This window comes from Agromyces sp. NPDC058110, assembly GCF_042884735.1.
Taxonomy (GTDB): Bacteria; Actinomycetota; Actinomycetes; order Actinomycetales; family Microbacteriaceae; genus Agromyces.
In genome coordinates this window covers 361,751-382,849 of record NZ_JBHVTI010000004.1, presented here as the reverse complement: position 1 = coordinate 382,849, position 21,099 = coordinate 361,751, and the positions used below count along the sequence as shown (strand labels likewise).

Sequence of the window (21,099 nt, the reverse complement as noted above, 5' to 3'; positions counted from 1 at the left end):
GCCCGGATCACTCCCAGACGAGGTTGACGACCCGCTCGATGGTGTCGTATCCGGCGCGGGCGAAGGCGTCGGCCATCGGGAAGTTGCCGACGTCGGTCGAGGCGCGGATGTGCGGTGCACCGGCGTCGGCGAGCACCCGCGTGCCCTCGGCGAGGATGCCGTCGATGTATCCGTTGCCGCGATGCTCGGGCAGCACGGCGATGTAGGCGACGATGTGGTTGTAGGCGTTGCGGGCCGGAACCACGAACCCCAGCGGGCGGCCGTCGGAATCCGTCGCAACTCGCCACCACTCTCGCGGACTGGTGTACTGCACGAACTCCTCGTCGAACTGCGCACGGGCGACCGTCTTCGCTGACGAGTCGGCGAGCTCGCTCCGGCCGTGGGCATCGAGGGTGCCGGTGAGCACGCGAGCGGTGAGGTCGAGGAACTCGTCGTCGGACGCGAACGGTCGGAAGGACAGCCGGTCGTCGGGCTGGGGGATGCCGCTCGCGGGCGTCCAGTGCAAGCGCAGGCGCTCGACGAGGAAGCTCGCTCCGGTCTGCTCGAGCAGCTGGATGCGCCGCTCGATGGCACGCCGGGAGTCCGGGTGATCCCGCCAGTCGGGCGCCAGGTACAGCGACACCTCGGGCGGGGTCTCGAGGGTGGACAGCAGTTCGGCGCGGGCCGCTTCGAGCAGCGCGGCGCCGACGTCGCGCTGCTCGCCCTCGGGCAGCGCGGGTTCGACGTCGAAGAGGTCGAGCTGGCTCGGCGTCACGGCGCCGGCCGGGCTCCACAGCGCGAGGCGGCCGAGCAGGCGACCGTCGCGCACCGCCATCCAGGTCCATTCGAGCCGTCGGCGCCCGCCGGCGAGGTCGTCGGCCATCTCGTGGTTGAGGGCGTATGGGATGCCGCAGAAGAAGTCGACCTGGTCGGGGCCGGTGAGGTGGCGGATGTCGGAGGGCAGGGTCGCATCGGCGGGAGAACTCATCGGGGCGAGGCTAGTTGCCGGGCAGTGGTCGGTCAACCCGGTCGTCGAGCGTCACCGTGAGCCGTGACATCCGCTCGACATGGGCGCATGCTGGAAGGCGTGGGAACCGTGACGATCTCGTTCGAAATGACCCTCGACGGCGTGTTCGACCAGATGGACCTGTGGTTCGATGCCGATGATCCGGGCGTGCAGCGGGCGTCGGACGCGCTCGTGTTCGGCGCCGACGCGGTGCTGCTCGGGCGGGAGAGCTACGAGTTCTTCCGGGAGTACTGGCCCGCGCAGACCGACGACCGGGGCTTCGCCGCCCACTACAACGCGTTGCCGAAATTCGTCGCCTCCACGACGCTCACCGGTCCGCTCGACTGGAACGCGACCCTCATCGAGGGCGACGTCGCCGAAGCCGTGCGCGCCCTGCGCGAGCGCTACGACTCGATCATCTCGCACGGGTACGGCCAGCTCGCGGCGGCGCTCATGGAGGCAGGACTCGTCGACGAGGTGCACGCGGGCATCCATCCGTTCGTCGTGGGCGACGGCGAGATCCGGTTGCGCTCGCCGCAGCCGGTCGGACTTCGGCTGCTCGGGGTGCAGGCGTCGGAGTCGGGTGTCATCGCCGCACGGTACGCGCCGGCCTGACACCGGGCTAGGTGGTCGAGGGCCCGGTCGCCATCGTGCACCCTGCGCCCTGAGTACCGCTCGAATATAGTCTTGTGTATATATACACACAAGTGTATTCTCGTCCCATGGAACGAGTAGCGTGCGCAACGTCGGCCGGGGATGCATCATGAACCCGGCGACGCTCGACCCCGTCGTGCTGACGGCACTGGCGGAACCGAACCGGCTGCGCATCGTCGAGCTGCTGCGCGAGCGGCCGCACGCCGTCGGGGAGATCGCCGAGCGGCTGAGCCTGCTGCAGCCGCAGACGTCGCGGCACCTGCGCATCCTCTCGGAGGCCGGCATCGTGAGCGCCGAGCGCCTGGCCCAGTCGCGGGTGTACCACCTGCTTCCGGCGCCGTTCCGCTCGCTCGAGACCTGGCTCGACAGCTTCGCCCAGCTCTGGGAGGAGCGCATGCAGCGCCTCGACGACGTGCTCGCACAGTCGCCACCAGAGGCCGACTGAACGAATCGAACGGAGACCACCATGTCGCAGACGGATGCCGCGACCACGGCACGCACCGACGCAACCGTCGTCTCGGCCGACGGCACGACCATCGCGTTCGAGCGATCGGGCAGCGGCCCGGTGCTCGTGCTCATCGCGCAGGCGCTGTCGGATCGGAGAGACCACCGCAAGCTCGCCGCCCTGCTCTCATCGAGCTTCACGGTCGTGAACTACGACCGCCGCGGACGCGGCGCGAGTTCGGGCGCGGGGGAGTGGCATCCGCTCGCCGAGGTCGAAGACGTCGAGGCGCTCATCGACGCGCACGGCGGCGCAGCCCTGTTGTTCGGCTCCTCGTCGGGCGCGGTCCTGGCGCTCGATGCGGCGGCCGAACTGCCGTCGAAGGTCGGGGGCGTCATCGCGTACGAAGCCCCGGTGATCGTCGACGACCTGCGGGCGCCGGTTCCGCGCGACCTCCCCGACCGGCTCGCGCAGCTCGTCGCCGACGGACGCCCGAGCCAGGCAGTCACCCTCTTCATGAAGGCGGCGCTCGGCGCGTCGGGCTTCATGGTTGGCACGATGCGGCTCATGGTGCCCGTATGGCGTTCGATGGTCGCGATGGCCGCCACCACCGTCTTCGACGTGCGGCTCTGCGCCGGCCTGCAAGACGGCGTGCCGCTCACGACCGAGCGATGGGCCGCGATCGAGGCGCCCGTGCGCGTGCTCGTCGGCGGCAAGGGCGACCCGTTCATGCAGTCGGGCAGTGCAGCGCTCGCGTCGCTGCTCGGTGCTGAGCGCGAGGTGATCCCGGGAGCGCACCACGCGACGCCGATGATGAAGCCGAGCGTGCTCGTGCCGTTCGTTCGGGAGTTCCTCGGTTCGGTGCGAGGCTAGCGCCCCACCCGCCGCGGGTGCCGCCGTGCGCGGCGGCGCTCACGTCGGGCGAACGTCCGGGTCCTCTCGCGTCGGGTCCGCTGTGCGCACGCCTTCGGCATCCGGGTCTGATCGGTCTGCGAATGCCTCGAAGAACAGCGCCTGGAGTTCGTCGGGCCAGTCGGCGGCCCGCCGAGTGGCGCCGTCGACGTAGGCCACGACCATGACGCAGGTCGAGAGCGTCGTGCCCGCGGCATCCGTCATCGTGCATTCGATGTGGGCGTCGCGACCGCGGAACTCGCGCACGAACGAGGTGACCGTCACCGCCTGGTCGCCGCCGACCGGCCTGATGAAGTCGATCTCGAGCCGCCGCACCCAGGTCATGAAGCCGAGCGTGCCGAGCTTCGCGAGCGTCCAGCCGACGTTCGTCGCGAGCGCCTCCATGCGGTGGTCGGTGAAGTACCGGGCGTAGTTGCCCGTGCTCAGGTGCTGGAACGGGTCGAGCTCCGAGAACGCGACCTGGTGCGTGGTCTCGTAGATGATCGGCCGCTTCGCTTCAGAAGACATGCGAGGACGATAGGTCGCGCGGGTCGTCGACGCATCAGTGAGGGCCATGGAACGGGCTCAGGGCGCAGGCCCATCGCCCTCACGTCGGTTCGCACGGCTCGCTCGACGAGCAGCGCGTCGACCGACGTCGGGCGGATGCCGCGGGCGGTGCTCCGATCGACGTACTCGGGCCGTCGTGCTCCGGCCGGCGGTCACCGTGCGGTGAGCCCCGAGAGCAGCACGTCGGCGAGTGCGTCGAGATGCTCGGTCTGCGGCGGGTTGCGGGCGAGCGCGGTGTAGAGCACGGCGCCGAGGATCGCATCGGCGGCGGCCTCGAGGTCGGCGTCGGCGCGCAGGTCGCCGCTGGCGACGCCGGCTTCGAGGAGCGAGAGGAGTTGACGGCGTCCGGGCCCGGTGAAGGCGGCGTAGAGGCGGGAGGCATCGTCGTCGCTCTCGACGGCGGCCGCCGCGAGTGCACGGATGACGGCGAGGTGCGCGGCATCCGTCAGTTGCATCGCGGCACGGTGCAGCCAGTCGCGGAGGCTCGCCGACGCATCCGTCGGCAGGTCGAACCCGGGGGAGAGGTGGCCGCTGAGCACGGCGTCGGCCACGATGCGGGCCTTGGACGGCCACCTGCGGTACACGGTCTGTCTGGCGACGCCGGCGCGCGAGGCGATCGCCTGCATGGTGAGGCGTTCGTAGCCGTCGGCGACGAGCAGGTCGCGGGTCGCCTCGAGGATCGCCCGGTCGGCGTCGGCGTTTCGGGGGCGCCCCCGCCTGCTGGTCTCCACGCCTCGATTGTAGGGATGCCGATGTTGAATTACGCTACATGGTGTCTCGATAATTGACATGGAGGTCTGAGATGCAGAAGAACGTCGTGGTCGTCATCGGAGTCGGCGGTATGGGACTGGCGATCGCACGCCGAATCGGTAGCGGGCGCAGTGTGCTCCTGGCCGACTTCAACGAGGCCACCCTCGAGGCGGCCGCGACCGTGCTGCGCGGCGAAGGCCACGACGTGATCACCCGCCGGGTGGATGTCTCCGACCGCACGTCGGTCGTCGAACTGGCGGATGCCGCCGCCGCCGCCGGAGCCGTCACGCACGTCGCCCACACCGCCGGCCTCTCCCCGGCGCAGGCACCCACCGCCGCCATCCTGAACGTGGACCTGCTGGGCGTCGCCTACGTGCTCGACGAGTTCCCGCGCGTCATCGCCCCGGGCGGCGCGGGCGTCGTCATCGCGAGCATGGCCGGCCACTTCGCCGCGCCGTCGCTTCCCGCCGAGATGCAGGGCGCGCTCGCCGCGACACCCACCGACGAGCTGTTGAGCCTGCCGTTCCTCGCCGAGGGTGCAGTGCCCGATCCGGGTGCCGCGTACAGCTACGCCAAGCGTTCGAACCACCTGCGCGTGCAGCGTGCCGCCGGCGCCTGGGGCGATGCCGGCGCCCGCATCAACTCGATCAGCCCCGGCGTGATCTCGACGCCCATGGGTCAGGAGGAGCTCGCGAGCGAGTCGGGCGAGCGCATGCGCGGCATGATCGCCATGTCGGCCGCCAAGCGACTCGGCACCCCCGACGACATCGCCGCCGCCGCGGCCTTCCTGCTCGATCCCCAGCAGTCGAGCTTCATCACCGGTACCGACCTGCTCGTCGACGGCGGCACCGTGCCCGCGGTCTTCGCGCGCGGCGGGCTCGGCTGAGCTCTGCGTTCGAACTCGTGCGGAGTCCCGTTCGCGCGGCTGAATCCGTGGGCCCGGGACTCCGCTGCGTGGACGGGACTCCTGGCCTCAGAGCCGCGAGGTCATCGGCCCTGAGGCCCACTCGATTCACCTCATGTTCTGCCGGTGTCGCGCTCGGACGCGCATGCCCGACGTTGGCATGAAATCGTGTGAGCTTGTCCGTCGGTTCGCCCAGGTACGCGGTCGCGCGCTGCCAGCATGGGCGTCGTGACCTCAGACCCGGCTGCCGGCATCATCGCGTTCACCTGGCTCGCCGTGGCCATGACCCTGGCGCCCGGGTCCGACACGGTGTTCGTGATCCGCACGAGCCTGCGTGACGGGTGGCGGCTCGGCGTCGTTGCGGCATCCGGGATCGTCCTCGGCGTGATCGTGTGGGCCGGTCTCGCGGGGCTCGGCGTCGCGCTGCTGCTCGTGCGGCTCCCCGTCGCGTACACGGTCATCGCGATCGCGGGCGGCGTGTACCTCGCCTATCTCGCGGTGCGCACGTTCATCGCGGCCGCGCAGATGTGGCGCGAGCCCGTGTCGGCCTCGAACGCCGTCGCCCTCGCCGTCGCTGAGGCCGGCGTCGAGGTCGATGCCGACGTAGACGCCGATGCTGATGTCCTGCGCGAGCACGGCGCGCCGACCAGCCTCGCGCCATGGAAGACCTTCACGACGGGTCTGCTCACGAACCTGCTGAACCCCAAGATCGGCGTCTTCTACCTCTCGATCATGCCCGGGCTCTTCATCGGCCAGACCCTCACCGTGTGGCTCGGCCTGCTGCTCGGAGGAATCCACGCCGTGCTCGGCATCATCTGGCTCAGCGTGGTCTCGATGCTCGCCGGCTGGGCTCGCGCCCACCTGTTGCGCCCTCGCCCGCGCGCGGTCCTCGAGGCGATCTGCGGGGCGCTGCTGCTCGCATTCGGCGTGTTCGTGATCGTCGAGGTGCTCGCCGATCTGCTCGGGTGAGCGGATGCCGCGGGCGAATCAGCCCAGCAGCTCGACGACCTCGCCTGCGCGCCCACGGTCGAGCAGGTCGATGACGCAGTCGGCGACCTGCTGCGGCGGGATCAGCGGGCCACTCGCTCGCTGCTGCTCCGGACTGAGGGCGGCGAACTGCCGTTCGGCTCGATCGAGTCCGATCCATCCGGGGACCACTGCCATCACCCGCACGTCAGCGCGGTCTCCGAGCGAGCTCGTGAAGCGGCGGATGCCGGCCTTGGCCGCACCGTACTCGGGGGATCCGTAGGGCTCGTCGCCCTCACCGCCGCTCGAGCCGATGTTCACGACGGCACCACTCGCGGCGGCGAGCCGATCCCAGAGTCGCTGGGTCAGCAGCATCGGAGCGAGCAGGCCGAGCGTCATGGTCGCGACCCACTCGTCGGGGTGTGAGCGAGGGTACTGGTCGCCCGCCGACCATGCTCCGGCATTGTTCACGAGGGCAGCGATCTCGAACTCCGGTGCGGTCAGCGCATTAGCCGCGTCGTGGATGCCGGCGAGCGACGACAGGTCGGCGGTGACGATCGGCACCTGCGTGCCATGGCTGCGCTCGAGGCTGTCGGCCGTCGCCAGCGCAGCCGAGCGATCGCGATCGACGAGTGCGACGGGTCGGCCGCGGGCGAGCAGCGTCTCGGCGATCACGGCGCCGAGACCCGACGCCCCACCGGTGACGACGACGTGTGCGCTCATGCGCCCATCGTCGGTCGACCCGCCGACACCGGATGCCGTTCGCACGCGTCCGCGCGTGAGCCAGGCGCCGAACGGCCTTCGACGACAGCAGCTGCTCGGCGCCGACGACCGAGACGCCCGCCCGCGGCATCCGATCGATCCTGACTAAATGCGTTATGATGTTGTCTACCGAATCATACGGTCGGAGGAGCGAACGCATGGCTGAGATCTCAACGCTGGTGCGCTCCGTCCGGCGTTCTCGCAAGTTGACGCAGCGCGAGCTCGCAGGCCGCTCCGGTGTCGCGCAGAGTCGAGTCGCGCTCGTCGAGCGGCAGCAAGAGTCCCCTGGGATCGAAACTGCGACCCGGCTGCTCGCCGGCGCCGGCCATCGTCTCTACGCCGCACCGACGACGCGTGATGACGTCGCCACGATCGCTGCCGACATCCGCACTGCCGTGCAGCGCGACGACTCGCTGCTCGCATTCCGGTACTTCATTCAGATGAACGACAACCTCGTCGCGGAGCAGGGCTTGCTCCGTGGGGTGCTGGCGGTCACCGAGCCCGAATCGACGGGGTCGAAGACGTGGGACTCGGCGATCGCCGCGCTCGTCGCGTACCGGTTGAATGCGCAGCACGTTCCGCTTCCGTCGTGGGTGAACACTCCCGCGCGTCGCCTTGAACGGGCCCGAGTGCTCAACGTCGACCCGGCCGATCCGGTGCCGACCCGCGACGACGTGCCGGAGGAGTTCCTCGAGCACGGTGTGCTGATCTGGCGCGACTCATTGGAGGGCGTGTGATCCTCTTCGACCGCAACGACCTGATCGACGGCCTCCGTGAGTTGGTCGAGGAACTGCATGCCGACGGCGCGCCCGTCGGCCTGCGGATCGTGGGTGGCGGCGCGCTCGTGCTCCGGTACTTCGACCGCCGCACGACCGTCGACATCGACGCGGTGCAGGTGCGCCCCGGCGATGAGCACCACGTCGTCGGTGCCGCCGAGCGCATCGCCGACCGTCGCGGATGACAACGTGACTGGCTGAACTTCAAGGCCGCCGGGCTCGCGCCCTGGTGGGGTCGAGCCGTAAGTTCACGCGCCCAACAGCAGTCCTCCGCCCGACCTCCGAGCTCGGCCTCTACCGCGCGATGATGTGTGCGCCCCCGAAGAGGGCATCGCGGATCCTGAACCGAGGCGGGATGATCGGCCGTGAGGTCAACTGTGGAGGTCGGGTGGATCAACTGCCGAGCCGTAACGACGATTCCGTCGCGCGTCGAATCGCCAGACTGGAGTCAGCGGAGAAACGATGCCGATATGTTGGCACGGGGTTCGCTGGATTGGTCCTGATTCTCAGCATCAACGAGCTTGAAGCGGCGGATTTCGCCCGATCGATCATGGTCACCCTCATTGTCTTCGGGGTCGCGAGTCTGGGGATCTCGGTGGTCAACGTCATCGACGAGGCAGGAAAGCTGCGCGGCCAGGTCATCAATGGAGGCCTTGCCGAGTCTGACCCGGCGGGTGCTTATGACCCCCATCCGCACTTCTGGTACGTCGCTGGCCTCGTGATACTGGCCATCAGCGCAATCGTGTTGATCGCCGCCACATGGGTTGCCGTCCTCTGACCTTTCGAAAGGGCCCGAAGCCTGGTCAATTGGCGTGGCAGAACGCCTTGCACGCGCTTGCGACGCAACTCTGTGGCGCGGCCGCCACGAGAATGCCGAGGGTGACCGAACCGAGAACTCGGCGAAGAATACGTCGCGAAACGATGGACTCCTGCAACCGTCTCGCGGACACGTTAAGGGGCGATTTCACCAGAGTCTCCCGCCTTGCTCGAGTTCTGCTCGGACTCTAGACCTGCGCACAATCGTCGGCATCCCCAATTGCGGGGGACATCAGCCCTCTCGCTGACGAATCAGCAGCTCCTTCCACCCGAACCCGCCGGGCGCGGGCAGGCTCGCGGTCGTCGAGCGGGATGGGGTGGATGAGCTTCTCGCGGAACCCGACCGTCGCGAACACGGGCAGGGTGTGCACGGTGTGGCTGAGGTGGTCGCCGCCGCCGGAGATCATGCCGGCCTTGAGGATCGTGTAGTCGAGGTCTCGCGAACATGCAGGGGGAGTGCGGTGCTTCGGGATCCGATATGCCAGTTCCGCCTCATCGTGAGGCGGAGCTGGCATATCGGATATGGAAGCCCCGCCCACGCGCCCGGGTCGACCCAGCGCACTCTCCCAACACGCGATCGATCTCAATCACGGGCTGATTAACCGTTTGACCAACGCGAAATCGTCGGGTACAGTCCTGCGTAACCGATTAACCAAGCGAGAGTGACGATGAACCAACGAGGGTTTTCCCAGCCGAACGGCGCCTGGATCGGCGACGTCATCCCGTGGCAGGAGGACGGGGTGTTCCACCTCTTCTACCTGCACGAGACGCGCCGCACTCCGAAGGAGGGCATGCCCTGGCGTCGGGTGGTCACCTCGAACCTGGTCGACTTCACGGATGTCGGCGAAGCCATCGCCTCGGGCGGGCCCGCGGCCGATGACTTCAACGTCTACACGGGCAGCATCGTCGTCGCCGACGGCGTGCACCACGCCTTCTACACCGGCCAGAACCCGCGCAACACCGGTGCCGACGGCCTGCCGCTGCAGCTCGTCATGCACGCGACCAGCACCGACGGCATGACGTCGTGGCAGCGGCATCCGGCCGACACGTTCGGCGCGACCGCCGGGTACGAGACCGCCGACTGGCGCGACCCGTTCGTCTTCTGGGACGACGAGGCGCAACTCTGGCGCATGCTCATCACGGCCCGCCACGCCGACGGCCCTGCGCGTCGTCGCGGCGTCATCGCGCAGTGCACCTCGACCGACCTCGTGAACTGGGATGCGGCCGAGCCGTTCTGGGACCCGCGCCGCTACATCGCTCACGAGTGCCCCGAGGTGTTCCGCATCGGCGACTGGTGGTACCTCGTCTCGTCCGAGTTCAGCGACGCGTTCACCACCCGGTACCGCATGGCGCGCAGCCTGCAGGGTCCGTGGATCACGCCCGAGTTCGACTCGCTCGACGGCCGAGCCTTCTACGCGGCGAAGTCGGCCGAGCGCGACGGTCGCCGCCTGTTCTTCGGCTGGATCGCCTCGCGCGACGGCGCGACCGACGACGGCGCCTGGCAGTGGGCCGGCACCATGTCGGTGCTCGAGGCCGAGCAGCGTGAAGACGGCACGCTCGCCTTCCACCCGGCAGCCGAGTTCCGCGAGCTGTTCTCCGAGGAGCGTGGGTCGCTCGCCGCGGGCACGGAGCTCTCCGCACCCGACGGGTACCGCGACATCCTGACCGCCGACGACGCACCGTCGGCGTTCCGCCTCCGGGCCCGGTTCGACATCGCCGACGGCACGACCGAGGTCGGCGTGCTGCTCCGCGCAAGCGCCGACGGCGACGAGGGGTACGTGCTCCGCCTTGAGCCCAAGCGGGGTCGCCTCGTGTTCGACCGGTGGCCGCGCCGGTCGACCGGCACCGAGCAGTGGCAGATCTCGGGCGACGTGCCGTTCGCCGTCGAACTCGAACGCGCCTGCCGCCTCGACGCCGGCGTGCACGAGCTCGACGTGATCGTCGACGGCGACCTCTGCGTCGCGACCGTCGACGACGCCACCGTGCTGAGCACACGACTCTACGACCACGTCAGCGGCCGCGTCGGCGCGTTCGTCGGCGAAGGCACGGTCACGGTCGAGGCGTTCACCGTGTTCGCACGCGAGCAGGCAGAACCCGACGAGTCCGAGACATCCGCACCCGAGACATCCGCCATCGAGACATCCGCCCTCGCAGCCTCCATCACCAGATAGCACTAACCCCGCACACCACCACCACCACACACGCACCACCCCCTGCAGTTCGATCAAAGGAGATTCAGCCCCTGTCCACTCCGACGCGCAGGCGAGGCTTCCTCGCAGCCGCCGCAACGGCCGCCGCAGCCGCACTCGTGCTCACGGGTTGCTCGGGCGGAGCCGCGGGCGGCGCCGACCCGACCGACGTGAACCCCGAGGGCGACATCGTGCCCCGCGAGATCTCGTGGCTGCTGTCGCGACCCGCCGACGGCGGCGTGATCACGGCGATGCAGCAGATCGCCGACGAGTACGCCGACGAGCACCCGGGCTTCTCGCTCAACCTCGTCACGACCCCCGACCGTCCGTCGTACATCCAGAAGTACGAGACGCTCGCGGCCGCGAACAAGCTGCCCGAGCTCTTCGACACGGATGCCACGCCCTTCGCGCAGAAGCTCGCGCAGAAGGGGCAGATGATGGATGTCGATGCGCTGCTCGACGACCTCGGCCTCTCGGACACGTACCGCGAGGCGGCGCTCAACTACCAGCGCTTCGACGACGGCTCGCTCTACATGGTGCCGTTCGAGTTCCAGCTCGAGTTCTTCTGGTACAACAAGGACCTGCTCGCCGACGCGGGTGTCGAGGTGCCCGCAACGCTCGACGACTTCCCGGCGATGTGCGAGGCGCTGCGGGCCAAGGGCATCACGCCGATCGCCCTCGACGGGCAGGACCAGTGGCCGCTCGAGCGGTACATGGCGTACTACCCGTTCCGCATGGCCGGCCCCGAGTACGTGCAGCAGCTGAAGAACGGCGACGCGTCGTTCGCCGACCCGGCGGGCAAGGCCGCGGCCGACTGGTTGTACTCGCTCGGCCAGGCCGGGTGCTTCCAGGAGGGCTTCTCGTCGACCGGCTACGCCGACGCGCAGGCGCTCTTCACCTCGGGCAAGGCCGCGGTCTACAACATCGGCACGTGGGAGCTCGGGCACCTGGCGACCGACGCGCTCGACCCCGCCGTTCGCGATGACGTCGACTACTTCACGCTGCCGACCATCGACGGCGCGGTCACGAACGACAATGAGTACGTGACGCCGTCGGGCATCGGCATGGCCGTGAACGCCAAGACGTACGACCCGCTCGTGCGCGACTTCCTGGCGTTCGCGCTCGAGCGCTACCCCGCGGTCTACGCCGCGACCGGTGCGCTGTCGCCGACCTCCGACGTCGAGACCACCATCCCCGACAACGCGACCGAGCTGTACCCGCGTGCCGTCGAGCAGGCGAACGACGTCGGCCCGAAGATCGCGATGCCGTGGGACACGCAGCTCGACCCCGCGACGAACACGCGACTCCAGCAGGAGCTCACGCTGCTGGTGCAGGGCGACATCACGCCCGACGAGTTCATCGAGACGATGGATGCCACCCTCACGGAGAACCTCGATGGCTGAGACCCTCTCCACCGGGGCAGGCGCGGTGAAGCCGCGCCCGCCCCGGCGGGCCCGCCCGATGTCGACGTCGATGCTGCCGCGTCGCTCGAAGCTGTCGGTGCTGGTCTTCCTCGTTCCACCGCTCCTCCTGTACGGCGTGGCCGTGCTGCTGCCGATCATCCAGTCGCTGGTGCTCAGCGTGTTCCGCTGGGACGGCATCACCGACATGAAGTTCGTCGGCCTCGACAACTACGTGAAGATGCTCACCCGCGACGACGTCTTCTGGACGGCGTTCGGCAACGCGCTCGGCTACCTCGCCATCTGCCTCGTGATCCAGCTCGGCGGTGCGCTCATCGTCGCAGCGCTCCTCACGGCGCTGCCCCGGGCGCGCGAACTCGTGAAGACGGTGTACCTGCTGCCGGCCATCATCTCGACGGTCGCGATCGCGTTCCTCTTCCAGCGCATCTACTCGCTCGAGCCGGTCGGCCTGCTGAACCAGCTCCTCGCCTGGGTCGGCCTCGAGAACCTCCAGAACGCCTGGCTCTCCGATGTGAACACCGTGCTCGCAGCGGTCTCGATCCCCGAGGGCTGGCGTTTCACCGGGCTCTACATGCTCATCATCTACGCGGCCCTCATCGCGGTGCCGAAGGAGCTCGAAGAGGCCGCCCGCCTCGACGGCGCCTCGTGGTTGCAGGTGTTCTGGCGCATCCGCTTCCCGTACATCCGCCCGGTGTGGATCACGACCACGATCATGGCGACGACCTTCGCCCTGCGCGGGTTCGACATCCCGTACCTGCTCACGAACGGCGGGCCCGGCCAGTCGTCGGAGCTGCTCACGACGTACATGTACAAGACGGCGTTCGTGCACACCGACTACGGCTACGCCAGCGCGATCTCGGTCTTCATCGTGGTCGAGTGCCTCATCGCCGTCGGCCTGATCTTCCTGCTCCTCCGTCGAAGGGATGACTCGTGACCGCCCCCGTGCTCACGCAGGCCGCATCGCCTGCCCCGCCTGAGCCGCCAACCCCGCGCGAATCGGGCGGGCCGGAACGGCGCCGCATCCGCTCGCTCTCACCGAAGCTTCGCGTGCAGCGCACCATCCTGACGGTGACGATCGTGCTGATCGTGATCGTGCAGGTGTACCCGCTCGCGTGGCTGTTCATCACGAGCTTCCGCACGGCGTCGGACTTCGCAGGCGGCGATCCGTTCGCGTTGCCGAGCGAGTGGACGCTCGAGAACTACGGCCGCGCGTTCGACACGGGCAACCTGTGGCTGAACATCCTGAACAGCCTCATCGTCACGCTCGGCGCGAGCGTGCTCATCGTGGTCGCGGGCATGATGGCGGCGTACGCGCTCGAGGTGCTCGGCTTCCGTTTCAGCGGCGTCGTGAAGGCGCTGTTCCTGCTCGGCATCATCGTGCCCGTGCAGATCGCACTCGTGCCCCTGTTCATCGACTACTCGCAGATCGGGCTGCTCGACACCCATATGTCGATGATCATTCCGCTCGCAGCGTTCGCGCTGCCGATGTCGATCTACCTGTTCTCGTCGTTCTACGAGTACATCCCGCGCGAGATGTACGAGGCCGCGTCGATCGACGGCGCGGGCCCGTACCGCATCTTCGGCCAGATCACGTTCCCGCTGTCGGCCAACACGATCATCACGGTCGTGCTCGTGAACAGCATCTTCATCTGGAACGACTTCATCTTCGCGAACACGTTCGTGCTCTCCGACGGGCTGAAGACGATTCCGCTGGGCCTGCAAAACTACATCGGAGCGATGGGCAACACCGACTGGACCGCGACGTTCGCCGCGGTGTGCGTGACGGTGACGCCGCTGCTCCTGGTCTTCCTCGTCTTGAACAAGGCGATGATCAACGGTCTCGAGAGCGGAGCAACCAAGGGATGAGCACCTCGGAGCACGGCCGGAACGGCTCGTCGGTCACGATGCGGGATGTCGCGAAGGCCGCGGGCGTCTCGGTGGCGACGGTCTCGCACGTCGTGAACGACAAGCCGGGGGCCCGCATCGGCGACGACGCGAGGCGTCGTGTGCAGGAGGCGGTGATCGCGCTCGGCTACCGGCCGAACGCGCTCGCGAAGACGCTCTCGCAGGGCACGTCGCGGTTCATCGGGCTCGTCGCCGACGCGATCGCCACGACCCCGTTCGCCGGCCAGATCATCCACGGCGCACAAGACGAGGCGTGGAAGCACGGCTACGTGCTGCTCGTCGCCAACACCGACGGCAATGCCGCGGCCGAGAACGACGCGATCGCGATGATGCTCGAGCACCAGGTGCACGGCATCCTCTACTCGACCTGGTACCACCGCGAGATCGAGGTGCCAGAGGCGCTGCACCAGACCGACACGGTGCTGGTCGACTGCTTCGCCGACGGCAGCGGCCTGCCCGCGGTCGTGCCCGACGAGGAGCAGGGCGGCCGCACGGCCACCGAAGAGCTGCTCGCCGCCGGCCACCGCCGCATCGCGTTCATCAACACGACCACGCCGTCGCCCGCGCAGACCGGACGCCTCGCGGGGTATCGTGCCGCGCTCGCCGCGGCGGGCGTCGAGTTCGACGAGTCGCTGGTGTTCCCGGCCGCGCCCGAGCAGGAGGGCGGGTACGCCGCGACATCCGCCGTGCTCGACTCGAAGGCGACGGCCGTGTTCTGCCACAACGACCGCGTCGCGATGGGCCTCTACGACGGGCTGCGCGAGCACGGGCTGCGCATTCCCGAGGACGTGGCGGTGATGGGCTTCGACAACCAAGACGTCATCGCCGCCCACCTGCGCCCCACGCTCTCGACCGTCGCGCTGCCGCACTACGAGCTCGGCGTGGCCGGGGTGCGGCTGCTGCTCGGTCTCGACAGCGCACCCGATTCGGGCCCGCTGCTCGTCGCGTGCCCGCCGGTGCTGCGGCACTCGATCTGACGGCTCTTTCTCGACTTTTCAACCCTGGAGACGACGTGCGAGACACGAACGGCCACGTTCCGCGACCCCGATTCCACTTCACCCCGCAGCGCAACTGGATGAACGACCCCAACGGGCTCGTCTACGACCGCGGCCTCTGGCACCTCTACTTCCAGTACAACCCCGAGGGCGCCGACTGGGGCAACATGAGCTGGGGCCACGCGACGAGCCCCGGCCTGCGGCACTGGACCGAGCACGAGGTCGCGCTGCGGTACCGCGACGGGGAGCAGGTGTTCTCGGGGTCGGTGGTGGCGACGCCCGCTGGCTCTGGCTCTGACTTGGGCGCGGCCGGCTCTGGCTCCGACTCGGCCGACGGCGGCGCCCTGCTCACCGCGTTCTACACGAGCGCCTACGACGACGACCACCAGGCGCAGTCGCGGGCGACGAGTCGCGACGGCGGCTACACGTGGCAGCCCGACCCGCAGAACCCGGTGCTCGACCGCGGCACGAGCGCGTTCCGAGACCCGAAGGTCATCAGGTTCACGGATGCCGCGGGCACCACCCGCTACGTCATGCTCACCGTCGAGGCCGACGACCGCCAGGTGCTGTTCTACTCGTCGCCCGACCTGCGCTCGTGGAAGCACGTCAGCACGTTCGGCCCGCTCGGCGAGACCGGCGTCGTCTGGGAGTGCCCCGACCTCGTGCCCCTCGCCGTGGATGGCGACCCCGACGACGTGCGCTGGGTGCTGCTGCTCAGCACGAACCCGGTCGGCGACGACCCGGACCCCGACGGCTCATCGATGCACTACGTCGTCGGCTCCTTCGACGGGGCTGTGTTCCGGTCGGATGCCGCCGAGCTCACGCGCCTCGACCACGGCCGCGACTTCTACGCCGGCGTGACCTTCGACAGCGCCCCCGGCGGCGAGGCCGTCATGCTCGGCTGGATGAGCAACTGGCGCTACGCCGCCGCCTTTCCCTCGTCGCCCTGGCGCGGCGCCATGTCACTGCCGCGGCGGATGTCGCTGCGCACCGTTGCCGGCGCGGTTCGCCTGGTGCAGCAGCCGGTGGAGTTCGTGGGGGAGTTGCTGGCGGATGCGGCGGGTTCGACTGTCTTCGCGGCGAGCCAGCCGGCCGACTTCACGCTGAGCGGCCACTCGCTGGTCGAGCTAGCGTGGGATCCCGCCGCGACGGGCGCACTTCAGCTACAACTGCGCGGCGACGCCGACGCGCTCGTCGAGCTGACGCACGACCCCTCGTCGAACGTGCTCAGCGTCACGCGCAGCGGGGCCGCGATGGAGGCCGTGCACCCCGACTTCCCCTCGACGAGTACCGTCGCGCTGCCGGGCGCTGCTGCCGCTGATGCCGTCGACGCCGCCGCCGGTCGCGTGCGCCTGCTCATGAGCCTCGACGGCCCACTGCTCGAGGTCTTCGCCAACGACGGCGAGGTCACGGTCTCGAACCTCGTCGTGCTCGGTGCGGGCTCGATCACCGCGACCCTCACCACCGAGCAGCCCGGCCCGATCTCAATGAGCGTCGTAGACTTCCCCGATCACTCGACGCTGGAGCGATCGCGCGAGATGGAAGGTGCCAACCGATGACCGCTTCTGCATCGAAGCCAGACGTCCTCGTCGTCGGCGAGGCATTGGTCGACATCGTCCACCGCGCCGGCGGCTCGATCGACGAGTCGCCGGGCGGGAGCGCCGCCAACGTCGCCTTGGCGCTCGGCCGCTTGGGCCGCAACCCGCGCCTGCTCACCTCGATCGGCGACGACCCCCACGGACGGGCCGTGCGCGAGTGGCTGGCAGCCTCGGATGTCAGGGTGCAGAACCAACCTGCCGCTCGAACCTCGACCGCATCGGCACGCCTCGACGCACAGGGCGCCGCGACCTACGAGTTCGACCTCAGCTGGCAGATCGAGTCCGTGGGCGTCGAACTAGCCGACGCCCTCCACATCGGATCCATTGCCGCGACCCTCGAACCGGGTGCCTCCGCCGTCGCCGAGCTCCTCGACCGCCACCGAGGCCGTGCGCTGATCACCTACGACCCGAACATCCGCCCCAGCCTCATCGACGACCGTGACTCGGTTCGAAGTCGCGTGCTCTCGCTCATCGAGCAAGTCGACGTCGTCAAGGCAAGCGACGAGGACATCGCCTGGCTCCACCCGGGGAAGGACATCGCCGACGTCGCGCGCCGCTGGGTGGCGTCGGGCCCGGCGCTCGTCGTTGTGACCAGGGGGTCGAGCGGATGCCTCGCCGTCAATAAGAGCGTCGAACTCACGGTGCCCGCCGTCAAGGTCGAGGTCGTCGACACTGTCGGAGCCGGCGACACCTTCATGGCCGCTCTCATCGATGGTCTGGTCAGCGAGGTCGCCGTCGGGGCAGAAACATGGGCTGCGCTCGCCGCGGGCGGGGAGCAGCGCCTGACCTCGCTGCTTCACCGAAGCGCTCGCGCCGCCGCGGTGACCGTCTCCCGGCCGGGCGCCGACCCTCCGACGAGCAAGGATATGGTCGTGGGCCTCCTGCTCGGGGCATGACTATCGCGAGAGCGTCGCGCGACCAGAGCGACTGACCTTGAACGTTCGTCCGCCCGAACCCGCTTTGCTTGGGCGAGGCGTAGCCAAGCGCGTTTCGCCAGTACTGTTGCCGAATGACCAATGTGGATCACCGAGATTCAGAGCGGATTGCGATTCGTCGTCTTGCCAGAAGCGATGACCGCCTTGGCTTCTGGCTCACGCGTCTTGCCTTGCTCGTAGTTGTCTGCGCGCTGCTGGTGCTCTTGCTCGGTGGGCCACAAAGCGAGCGCGAAGGAACCGCGGTGTTCGGATTCGTCGCAGGCTTGGCGTTGTTCGCGGTCGTGGGCCTGTCCCTTGCGCTTGCGGGGCTCCACCGGGCACGCCTCAAGCGCGCGGAGGCAGCTTCACCGGACCCGTTCGTGATGCCGCTGATCATCACGAGAGAACTGCCCGACCAAGTGCGGCAGGTGGCCCAGGCGCTCGGTGGTCGCTCGCCGGCGCTGGTCGCTCAGCGTCAGGCAGTACTTTCCGCGGACAGTGACGGCATTCGGCTCGTGTCCGGCAATTCGGCGAATCCTGACTTCGTCGTCTCGAGATTCGCCGTTCGGTCTGTCGCCACTGGAACCATCCAGGTGTCCGGTGGTTCAGCGCCTTGCATCGAGGTCGTGATCGGTACCCCGGTCGGTGCCTACACCCTCCAGTTCTTCGTCATTCGTCAGGCCCGCTTCATCGTCAAGCCTCAGCCACTGCCCGTCCTTGAGCGCATCGCATCTGAACTTCGCGTTACGCTCCGTCTCCAAACGACGTAGCAGCGAGCACCCGAATTTCTGCTCGCCCTGACCGGGAAACCGTCAGCGGCTGACCAGCAGGTCCTTCAATCCGAACCCGCCCGGCGCGGGCAGGCTCGCTCGGATCTGCTCGGCCGTGAACATACGCCGCGGTAGCAGGTCGTCGGGGACGGGGTCGGCGGGCGGCGCGGCATCCGTCACTCCCTCGGCGAGCATGCGCACCTGTGCCTTCGCGACGAGCGGCACAGTCATGCCAAAGATGTACCATCACCTGAGACCCGACCCGCGTTTGGACTAGACGGCTCGAACCAACGGCCGCCACCGGTCAAGGTCGAACTGCTCGATGTCCGTGCGGCCTTGGTCGACATATCCTGCCTCACGGCTAGCCGGTCTACGGGTTGCCGTCGTCAGCACGCAATTTCGCACTCGCACTCGCATTCGCACCCGCACCCGCACCCGGCAGGCTGAGGTGAACCGCGCCGATTCGCCTAGACCAGAGACGTGGCCCATCCTCCGGGGTCAATATACGAAGTCTGCATCGACGTGACGACCCGTCTCCGTCCCAGCGCGACTCGGAGAACCTTCAGGGTCTTCCCTCTCCGACATCTCCGCTCGCCCACCCTCGGTCGCGAGACAGCTCTCGTCGCATGCTTTCGACACGAAGCAGCAAACGCCTCTTCACTTGAACCGAGCAAAAACTCCGAACTGGGCAGGACCAGGTGCTACCTGAACTGTGCTGGAACCCACACGGTCGTAGAGATCGTCTCCGAAAAACACGGGCTCCGATTGTGGTGAGACTTTGAAAACCGCGATTTGGTGCTCTCGATATGGCGCAAGCCGGGCGTCTCTAGCGAGCTGCTGCGCAAATGCAGGTGTTAGGTCCGGATGCGAACTGATGCGCTGAAGTATCCACGCCCAGAGATCATTCATTGATGGTCGTTGAGATTGGGCAACCTCACGCTCGATACCCACGAGGTGAAATCCCCTAACTTCGTATACCTTCACCGAGTCGAGGGCCTTGACGCGATCTGCGTCCGATGCGTCGTCCGCAATTCCAACCATGAGGTAGGACGTTGAAGTCGGGCCGATGTTCGCCATCGCCGTTAGCGTCCTGACGATCTTCCCGAAGTTTCCTTCATCGAACGCACGGGTACCAGGATTGAGCGAGAAGAATCCTTGCTTGCAATCGAACGGTTGTTGCTCCACAAGAGCGTTCGAGATGATGGTTTCAAGGTGAGTCGTGCTGGCGAGTTGCGAGTAGTCGTCGCCGGCGGTCGTTTCGACAGTAAACGGTCGAAGAATGCCCTTGAACGCGTTTACCGTTTGTCTCTTTGGGCCGGCGCCCCAGTCGCCGCCGCTGGTGGTCGACGCTGCATTGGAAATGCCACGGAGGCCGTCGATGGCGGCCTCTGCGTCAGCAATCTTGCGGGGAGGTGCCTCAACGAACATGAGCTCCCACAAGGCTAGAAAGAGCGCGTGGAAGTATCTCCCACCTCGTCCAGAAGCCGCGATGCCGATGATTCGCGAGAATGTTTGAGGGTCGCTTTCAACAACCGTACGGATGATGTCGTAAACAGCAAGGAAGTTGCGCTCGACATTCTCTGCCCCAAGTGCGTCGATTCGGGCGGAGATCATCACTGATTCCTCAGTTTCACCCTCAGCGGGATCAGGCGTGAAGCTATAGAAACTATCGCGTGTCTCACCATTCGAAGTTCGCATCGGCTCGATCAAGCAGTCGATCAAGATGTCAAGAATCGTCTGTTCATCGAGCGATTCGCGGACATCGTCTCGGCGCAAGATGTTCTCTTTGACCCAAAAGATGTCATTTACAGGTATTCCATACTCAAGGTTCTTGCTACTGATACTCAGGAGCGGCATCTTGCGAAGCGGCACCGTGTCCCCTGGGGATGTGTCGCGACGAATCGTGGATGCAATGCGGCGAACCATTGTGGCCAACGGAGAGAGAGTACCCGCTTGCCTCAGCTCCTGCTTTGACAGCCTCCGCCCGCCGGAGTTGATCCGCCGGAACACCTCATCGATCGACCCCTGGTCAGAGGCGCGAAAGACTGAGAGTGCGATCGAGTAGTTCGCAAACGCGACTGAGGAGGCGCGACTCATAACCGGCGTCTTTTGCTTGAGCACGCCAGCGTCCAACTTGTCTTTGGTGTCCGCAAGGGTTTCTAGATTGAAGTAATCGCCGTTGTATGAAAACTCCTGCTCGATAAAGGCGAAGATGGCGTTCAGACGTTGCATCCCATCGATTACCTCGAGGGGGCTATCTGGCTCAGAAGAGATCTCCGCAACGAGGAAGAGCGGGATCGGCAATGCCAGGAGAACCGAATCAACGAGGCGTGCTTTTTCCTCAACTGACCACACGAGCTTCCGCTGATATCTCCGGTTTACGCGGAAACGGTCGGCGCCATACAGTGTGTAAGCCTGCTGGATCGACTCACTTCTTACGGTTAGTTCAACGGGCATAGCTGTCGCCAACGTGGATCCTCTCTAGAGCGTCAGCATGGACTGTATCGGATGGTTGGCAGTGCCAGCAGGGTCCACCGGCGAGCGCGCGGCAGCGAATAGAACGCACACTTACGCGTGGGCTCGCCACTGCCCGGTGCCTCCTTCTCGATCTTCGTGTTCGCAGTCATAGACATCGGCACCGCGAGATGGCTTGATCAACATGACACCTGGTGCGACCCGGACAATGTCGCTCTAGCCCTTGGGCGATGCGGGGGCAGGTCGCGCCTGTCTCCTCAACTCAGAACACCTCTCGCTTTCGAGGAGCGGTTGAGCCCGCGGGAATACAAACGCCGCC

Annotated in this window: 22 protein-coding genes; 16 read left to right on the top strand and 6 right to left on the bottom strand. The window is 67.5% G+C overall.

The window, feature by feature from the left end:
- Positions 1-7: 7 nt before the first annotated feature.
- Positions 8-967, bottom strand: coding sequence for a GNAT family N-acetyltransferase (locus ACFVS8_RS11945; RefSeq protein WP_387062121.1), 960 nt, complete (start codon positions 965-967; stop codon positions 8-10).
- Positions 968-1,075: 108 nt separating this feature from the next.
- Here ACFVS8_RS11945 and ACFVS8_RS11940 point away from each other — a divergent pair, with 108 nt between their 5' ends.
- The 3 genes from ACFVS8_RS11940 to ACFVS8_RS11930 all read left to right on the top strand — a co-directional run bounded on the left by ACFVS8_RS11940 (position 1,076) and on the right by ACFVS8_RS11930 (position 2,954).
- On the top strand, positions 1,076-1,600 hold the full coding sequence (locus ACFVS8_RS11940) for a dihydrofolate reductase family protein (RefSeq protein ID WP_387062118.1): 525 nt from the start codon (positions 1,076-1,078) through the stop codon (positions 1,598-1,600).
- 148 nt (positions 1,601-1,748) lie between these two features.
- Positions 1,749-2,084, top strand: coding sequence for an ArsR/SmtB family transcription factor (locus tag ACFVS8_RS11935; RefSeq protein ID WP_387062115.1), 336 nt, complete (start codon positions 1,749-1,751; stop codon positions 2,082-2,084).
- A gap of 21 nt (positions 2,085-2,105) precedes the next feature.
- Positions 2,106-2,954: an alpha/beta fold hydrolase gene (locus ACFVS8_RS11930; RefSeq protein ID WP_387062112.1), complete on the top strand. Its 849-nt coding sequence runs from the start codon at positions 2,106-2,108 to the stop codon at positions 2,952-2,954.
- A 39-nt stretch (positions 2,955-2,993) separates the two neighbouring features.
- Here the strand turns inward: ACFVS8_RS11930 and ACFVS8_RS11925 are convergent, their stop codons facing one another.
- A complete protein-coding gene (locus tag ACFVS8_RS11925; RefSeq protein ID WP_387062109.1) occupies positions 2,994-3,500 on the bottom strand; it encodes an acyl-CoA thioesterase in 507 nt (168 codons plus the stop codon).
- Between the two features lie 191 nt (positions 3,501-3,691).
- The gene (locus ACFVS8_RS11920; protein ID WP_387062106.1) at positions 3,692-4,270 is read right to left on the bottom strand and encodes a TetR/AcrR family transcriptional regulator; all 579 of its coding nucleotides are present in this window, start codon (positions 4,268-4,270) and stop codon (positions 3,692-3,694) included.
- A gap of 71 nt (positions 4,271-4,341) precedes the next feature.
- Here ACFVS8_RS11920 and ACFVS8_RS11915 point away from each other — a divergent pair, with 71 nt between their 5' ends.
- Together ACFVS8_RS11915 and ACFVS8_RS11910 are read left to right on the top strand one after the other, a co-directional pair.
- The gene (locus ACFVS8_RS11915) at positions 4,342-5,175 is read left to right on the top strand and encodes an SDR family oxidoreductase (protein ID WP_387062103.1); all 834 of its coding nucleotides are present in this window, start codon (positions 4,342-4,344) and stop codon (positions 5,173-5,175) included.
- Positions 5,176-5,421: 246 nt separating this feature from the next.
- Positions 5,422-6,162 carry a LysE family translocator gene (locus ACFVS8_RS11910; protein WP_387062100.1) on the top strand — a complete coding sequence of 247 codons (741 nt, stop codon included), beginning with the start codon at positions 5,422-5,424 and terminating at the stop codon, positions 6,160-6,162.
- Between the two features lie 18 nt (positions 6,163-6,180).
- Here the strand turns inward: ACFVS8_RS11910 and ACFVS8_RS11905 are convergent, their stop codons facing one another.
- Positions 6,181-6,882 carry an SDR family NAD(P)-dependent oxidoreductase gene (locus tag ACFVS8_RS11905; protein ID WP_387062097.1) on the bottom strand — a complete coding sequence of 234 codons (702 nt, stop codon included), beginning with the start codon at positions 6,880-6,882 and terminating at the stop codon, positions 6,181-6,183.
- A 155-nt stretch (positions 6,883-7,037) separates the two neighbouring features.
- Here ACFVS8_RS11905 and ACFVS8_RS11900 point away from each other — a divergent pair, with 155 nt between their 5' ends.
- The 11 genes from ACFVS8_RS11900 (at position 7,038) to ACFVS8_RS11850 (ending at position 18,305) form a co-directional block, all read left to right on the top strand.
- Positions 7,038-7,658 carry a helix-turn-helix domain-containing protein gene (locus tag ACFVS8_RS11900; protein ID WP_387062094.1) on the top strand — a complete coding sequence of 207 codons (621 nt, stop codon included), beginning with the start codon at positions 7,038-7,040 and terminating at the stop codon, positions 7,656-7,658.
- Complete coding sequence (locus ACFVS8_RS11895) at positions 7,655-7,882, top strand: DUF6036 family nucleotidyltransferase (RefSeq protein ID WP_387062091.1); 228 nt, start codon at positions 7,655-7,657, stop codon at positions 7,880-7,882. Before ACFVS8_RS11900 ends, ACFVS8_RS11895 begins: the two co-directional genes overlap by 4 nt.
- Positions 7,883-8,085: 203 nt before the next feature.
- Entirely contained in the window at positions 8,086-8,475 is a 390-nt protein-coding gene (locus ACFVS8_RS11890) for a hypothetical protein (protein ID WP_387062088.1), read from the top strand.
- Between the two features lie 706 nt (positions 8,476-9,181).
- Positions 9,182-10,684 (top strand): family 43 glycosylhydrolase, encoded by a 1,503-nt coding sequence (locus ACFVS8_RS11885; protein ID WP_387062085.1) that lies wholly within the window; start codon positions 9,182-9,184, stop codon positions 10,682-10,684.
- Positions 10,685-10,821: 137 nt separating this feature from the next.
- The gene (locus tag ACFVS8_RS11880) at positions 10,822-12,105 is read left to right on the top strand and encodes an ABC transporter substrate-binding protein (protein WP_387062082.1); all 1,284 of its coding nucleotides are present in this window, start codon (positions 10,822-10,824) and stop codon (positions 12,103-12,105) included.
- Between the two features lie 70 nt (positions 12,106-12,175).
- Positions 12,176-13,057, top strand: coding sequence for a carbohydrate ABC transporter permease (locus ACFVS8_RS11875; RefSeq protein ID WP_387062613.1), 882 nt, complete (start codon positions 12,176-12,178; stop codon positions 13,055-13,057).
- An 8-nt stretch (positions 13,058-13,065) separates the two neighbouring features.
- Complete coding sequence (locus ACFVS8_RS11870) at positions 13,066-13,989, top strand: carbohydrate ABC transporter permease (RefSeq protein ID WP_387062611.1); 924 nt, start codon at positions 13,066-13,068, stop codon at positions 13,987-13,989.
- Positions 13,986-15,005 carry a LacI family DNA-binding transcriptional regulator gene (locus ACFVS8_RS11865; RefSeq protein ID WP_387062078.1) on the top strand — a complete coding sequence of 340 codons (1,020 nt, stop codon included), beginning with the start codon at positions 13,986-13,988 and terminating at the stop codon, positions 15,003-15,005. Before ACFVS8_RS11870 ends, ACFVS8_RS11865 begins: the two co-directional genes overlap by 4 nt.
- Positions 15,006-15,040: 35 nt before the next feature.
- Positions 15,041-16,582 (top strand): glycoside hydrolase family 32 protein, encoded by a 1,542-nt coding sequence (locus ACFVS8_RS11860; protein ID WP_387062075.1) that lies wholly within the window; start codon positions 15,041-15,043, stop codon positions 16,580-16,582.
- Entirely contained in the window at positions 16,579-17,517 is a 939-nt protein-coding gene (locus ACFVS8_RS11855; protein WP_387062072.1) for a carbohydrate kinase, read from the top strand. Before ACFVS8_RS11860 ends, ACFVS8_RS11855 begins: the two co-directional genes overlap by 4 nt.
- A 113-nt stretch (positions 17,518-17,630) precedes the next feature.
- The gene (locus ACFVS8_RS11850; protein WP_387062069.1) at positions 17,631-18,305 is read left to right on the top strand and encodes a hypothetical protein; all 675 of its coding nucleotides are present in this window, start codon (positions 17,631-17,633) and stop codon (positions 18,303-18,305) included.
- Between the two features lie 42 nt (positions 18,306-18,347).
- On the opposite strand, the gene ACFVS8_RS11845 is transcribed toward ACFVS8_RS11850, so the two are convergent.
- Positions 18,348-18,536, bottom strand: a complete 189-nt coding sequence (locus ACFVS8_RS11845; protein ID WP_387062066.1) for a hypothetical protein — start codon at positions 18,534-18,536, stop codon at positions 18,348-18,350.
- 426 nt (positions 18,537-18,962) lie between these two features.
- Complete coding sequence (locus tag ACFVS8_RS11840; RefSeq protein WP_387062063.1) at positions 18,963-20,774, bottom strand: DUF262 domain-containing protein; 1,812 nt, start codon at positions 20,772-20,774, stop codon at positions 18,963-18,965.
- Positions 20,775-21,099: the final 325 nt, after the last annotated feature.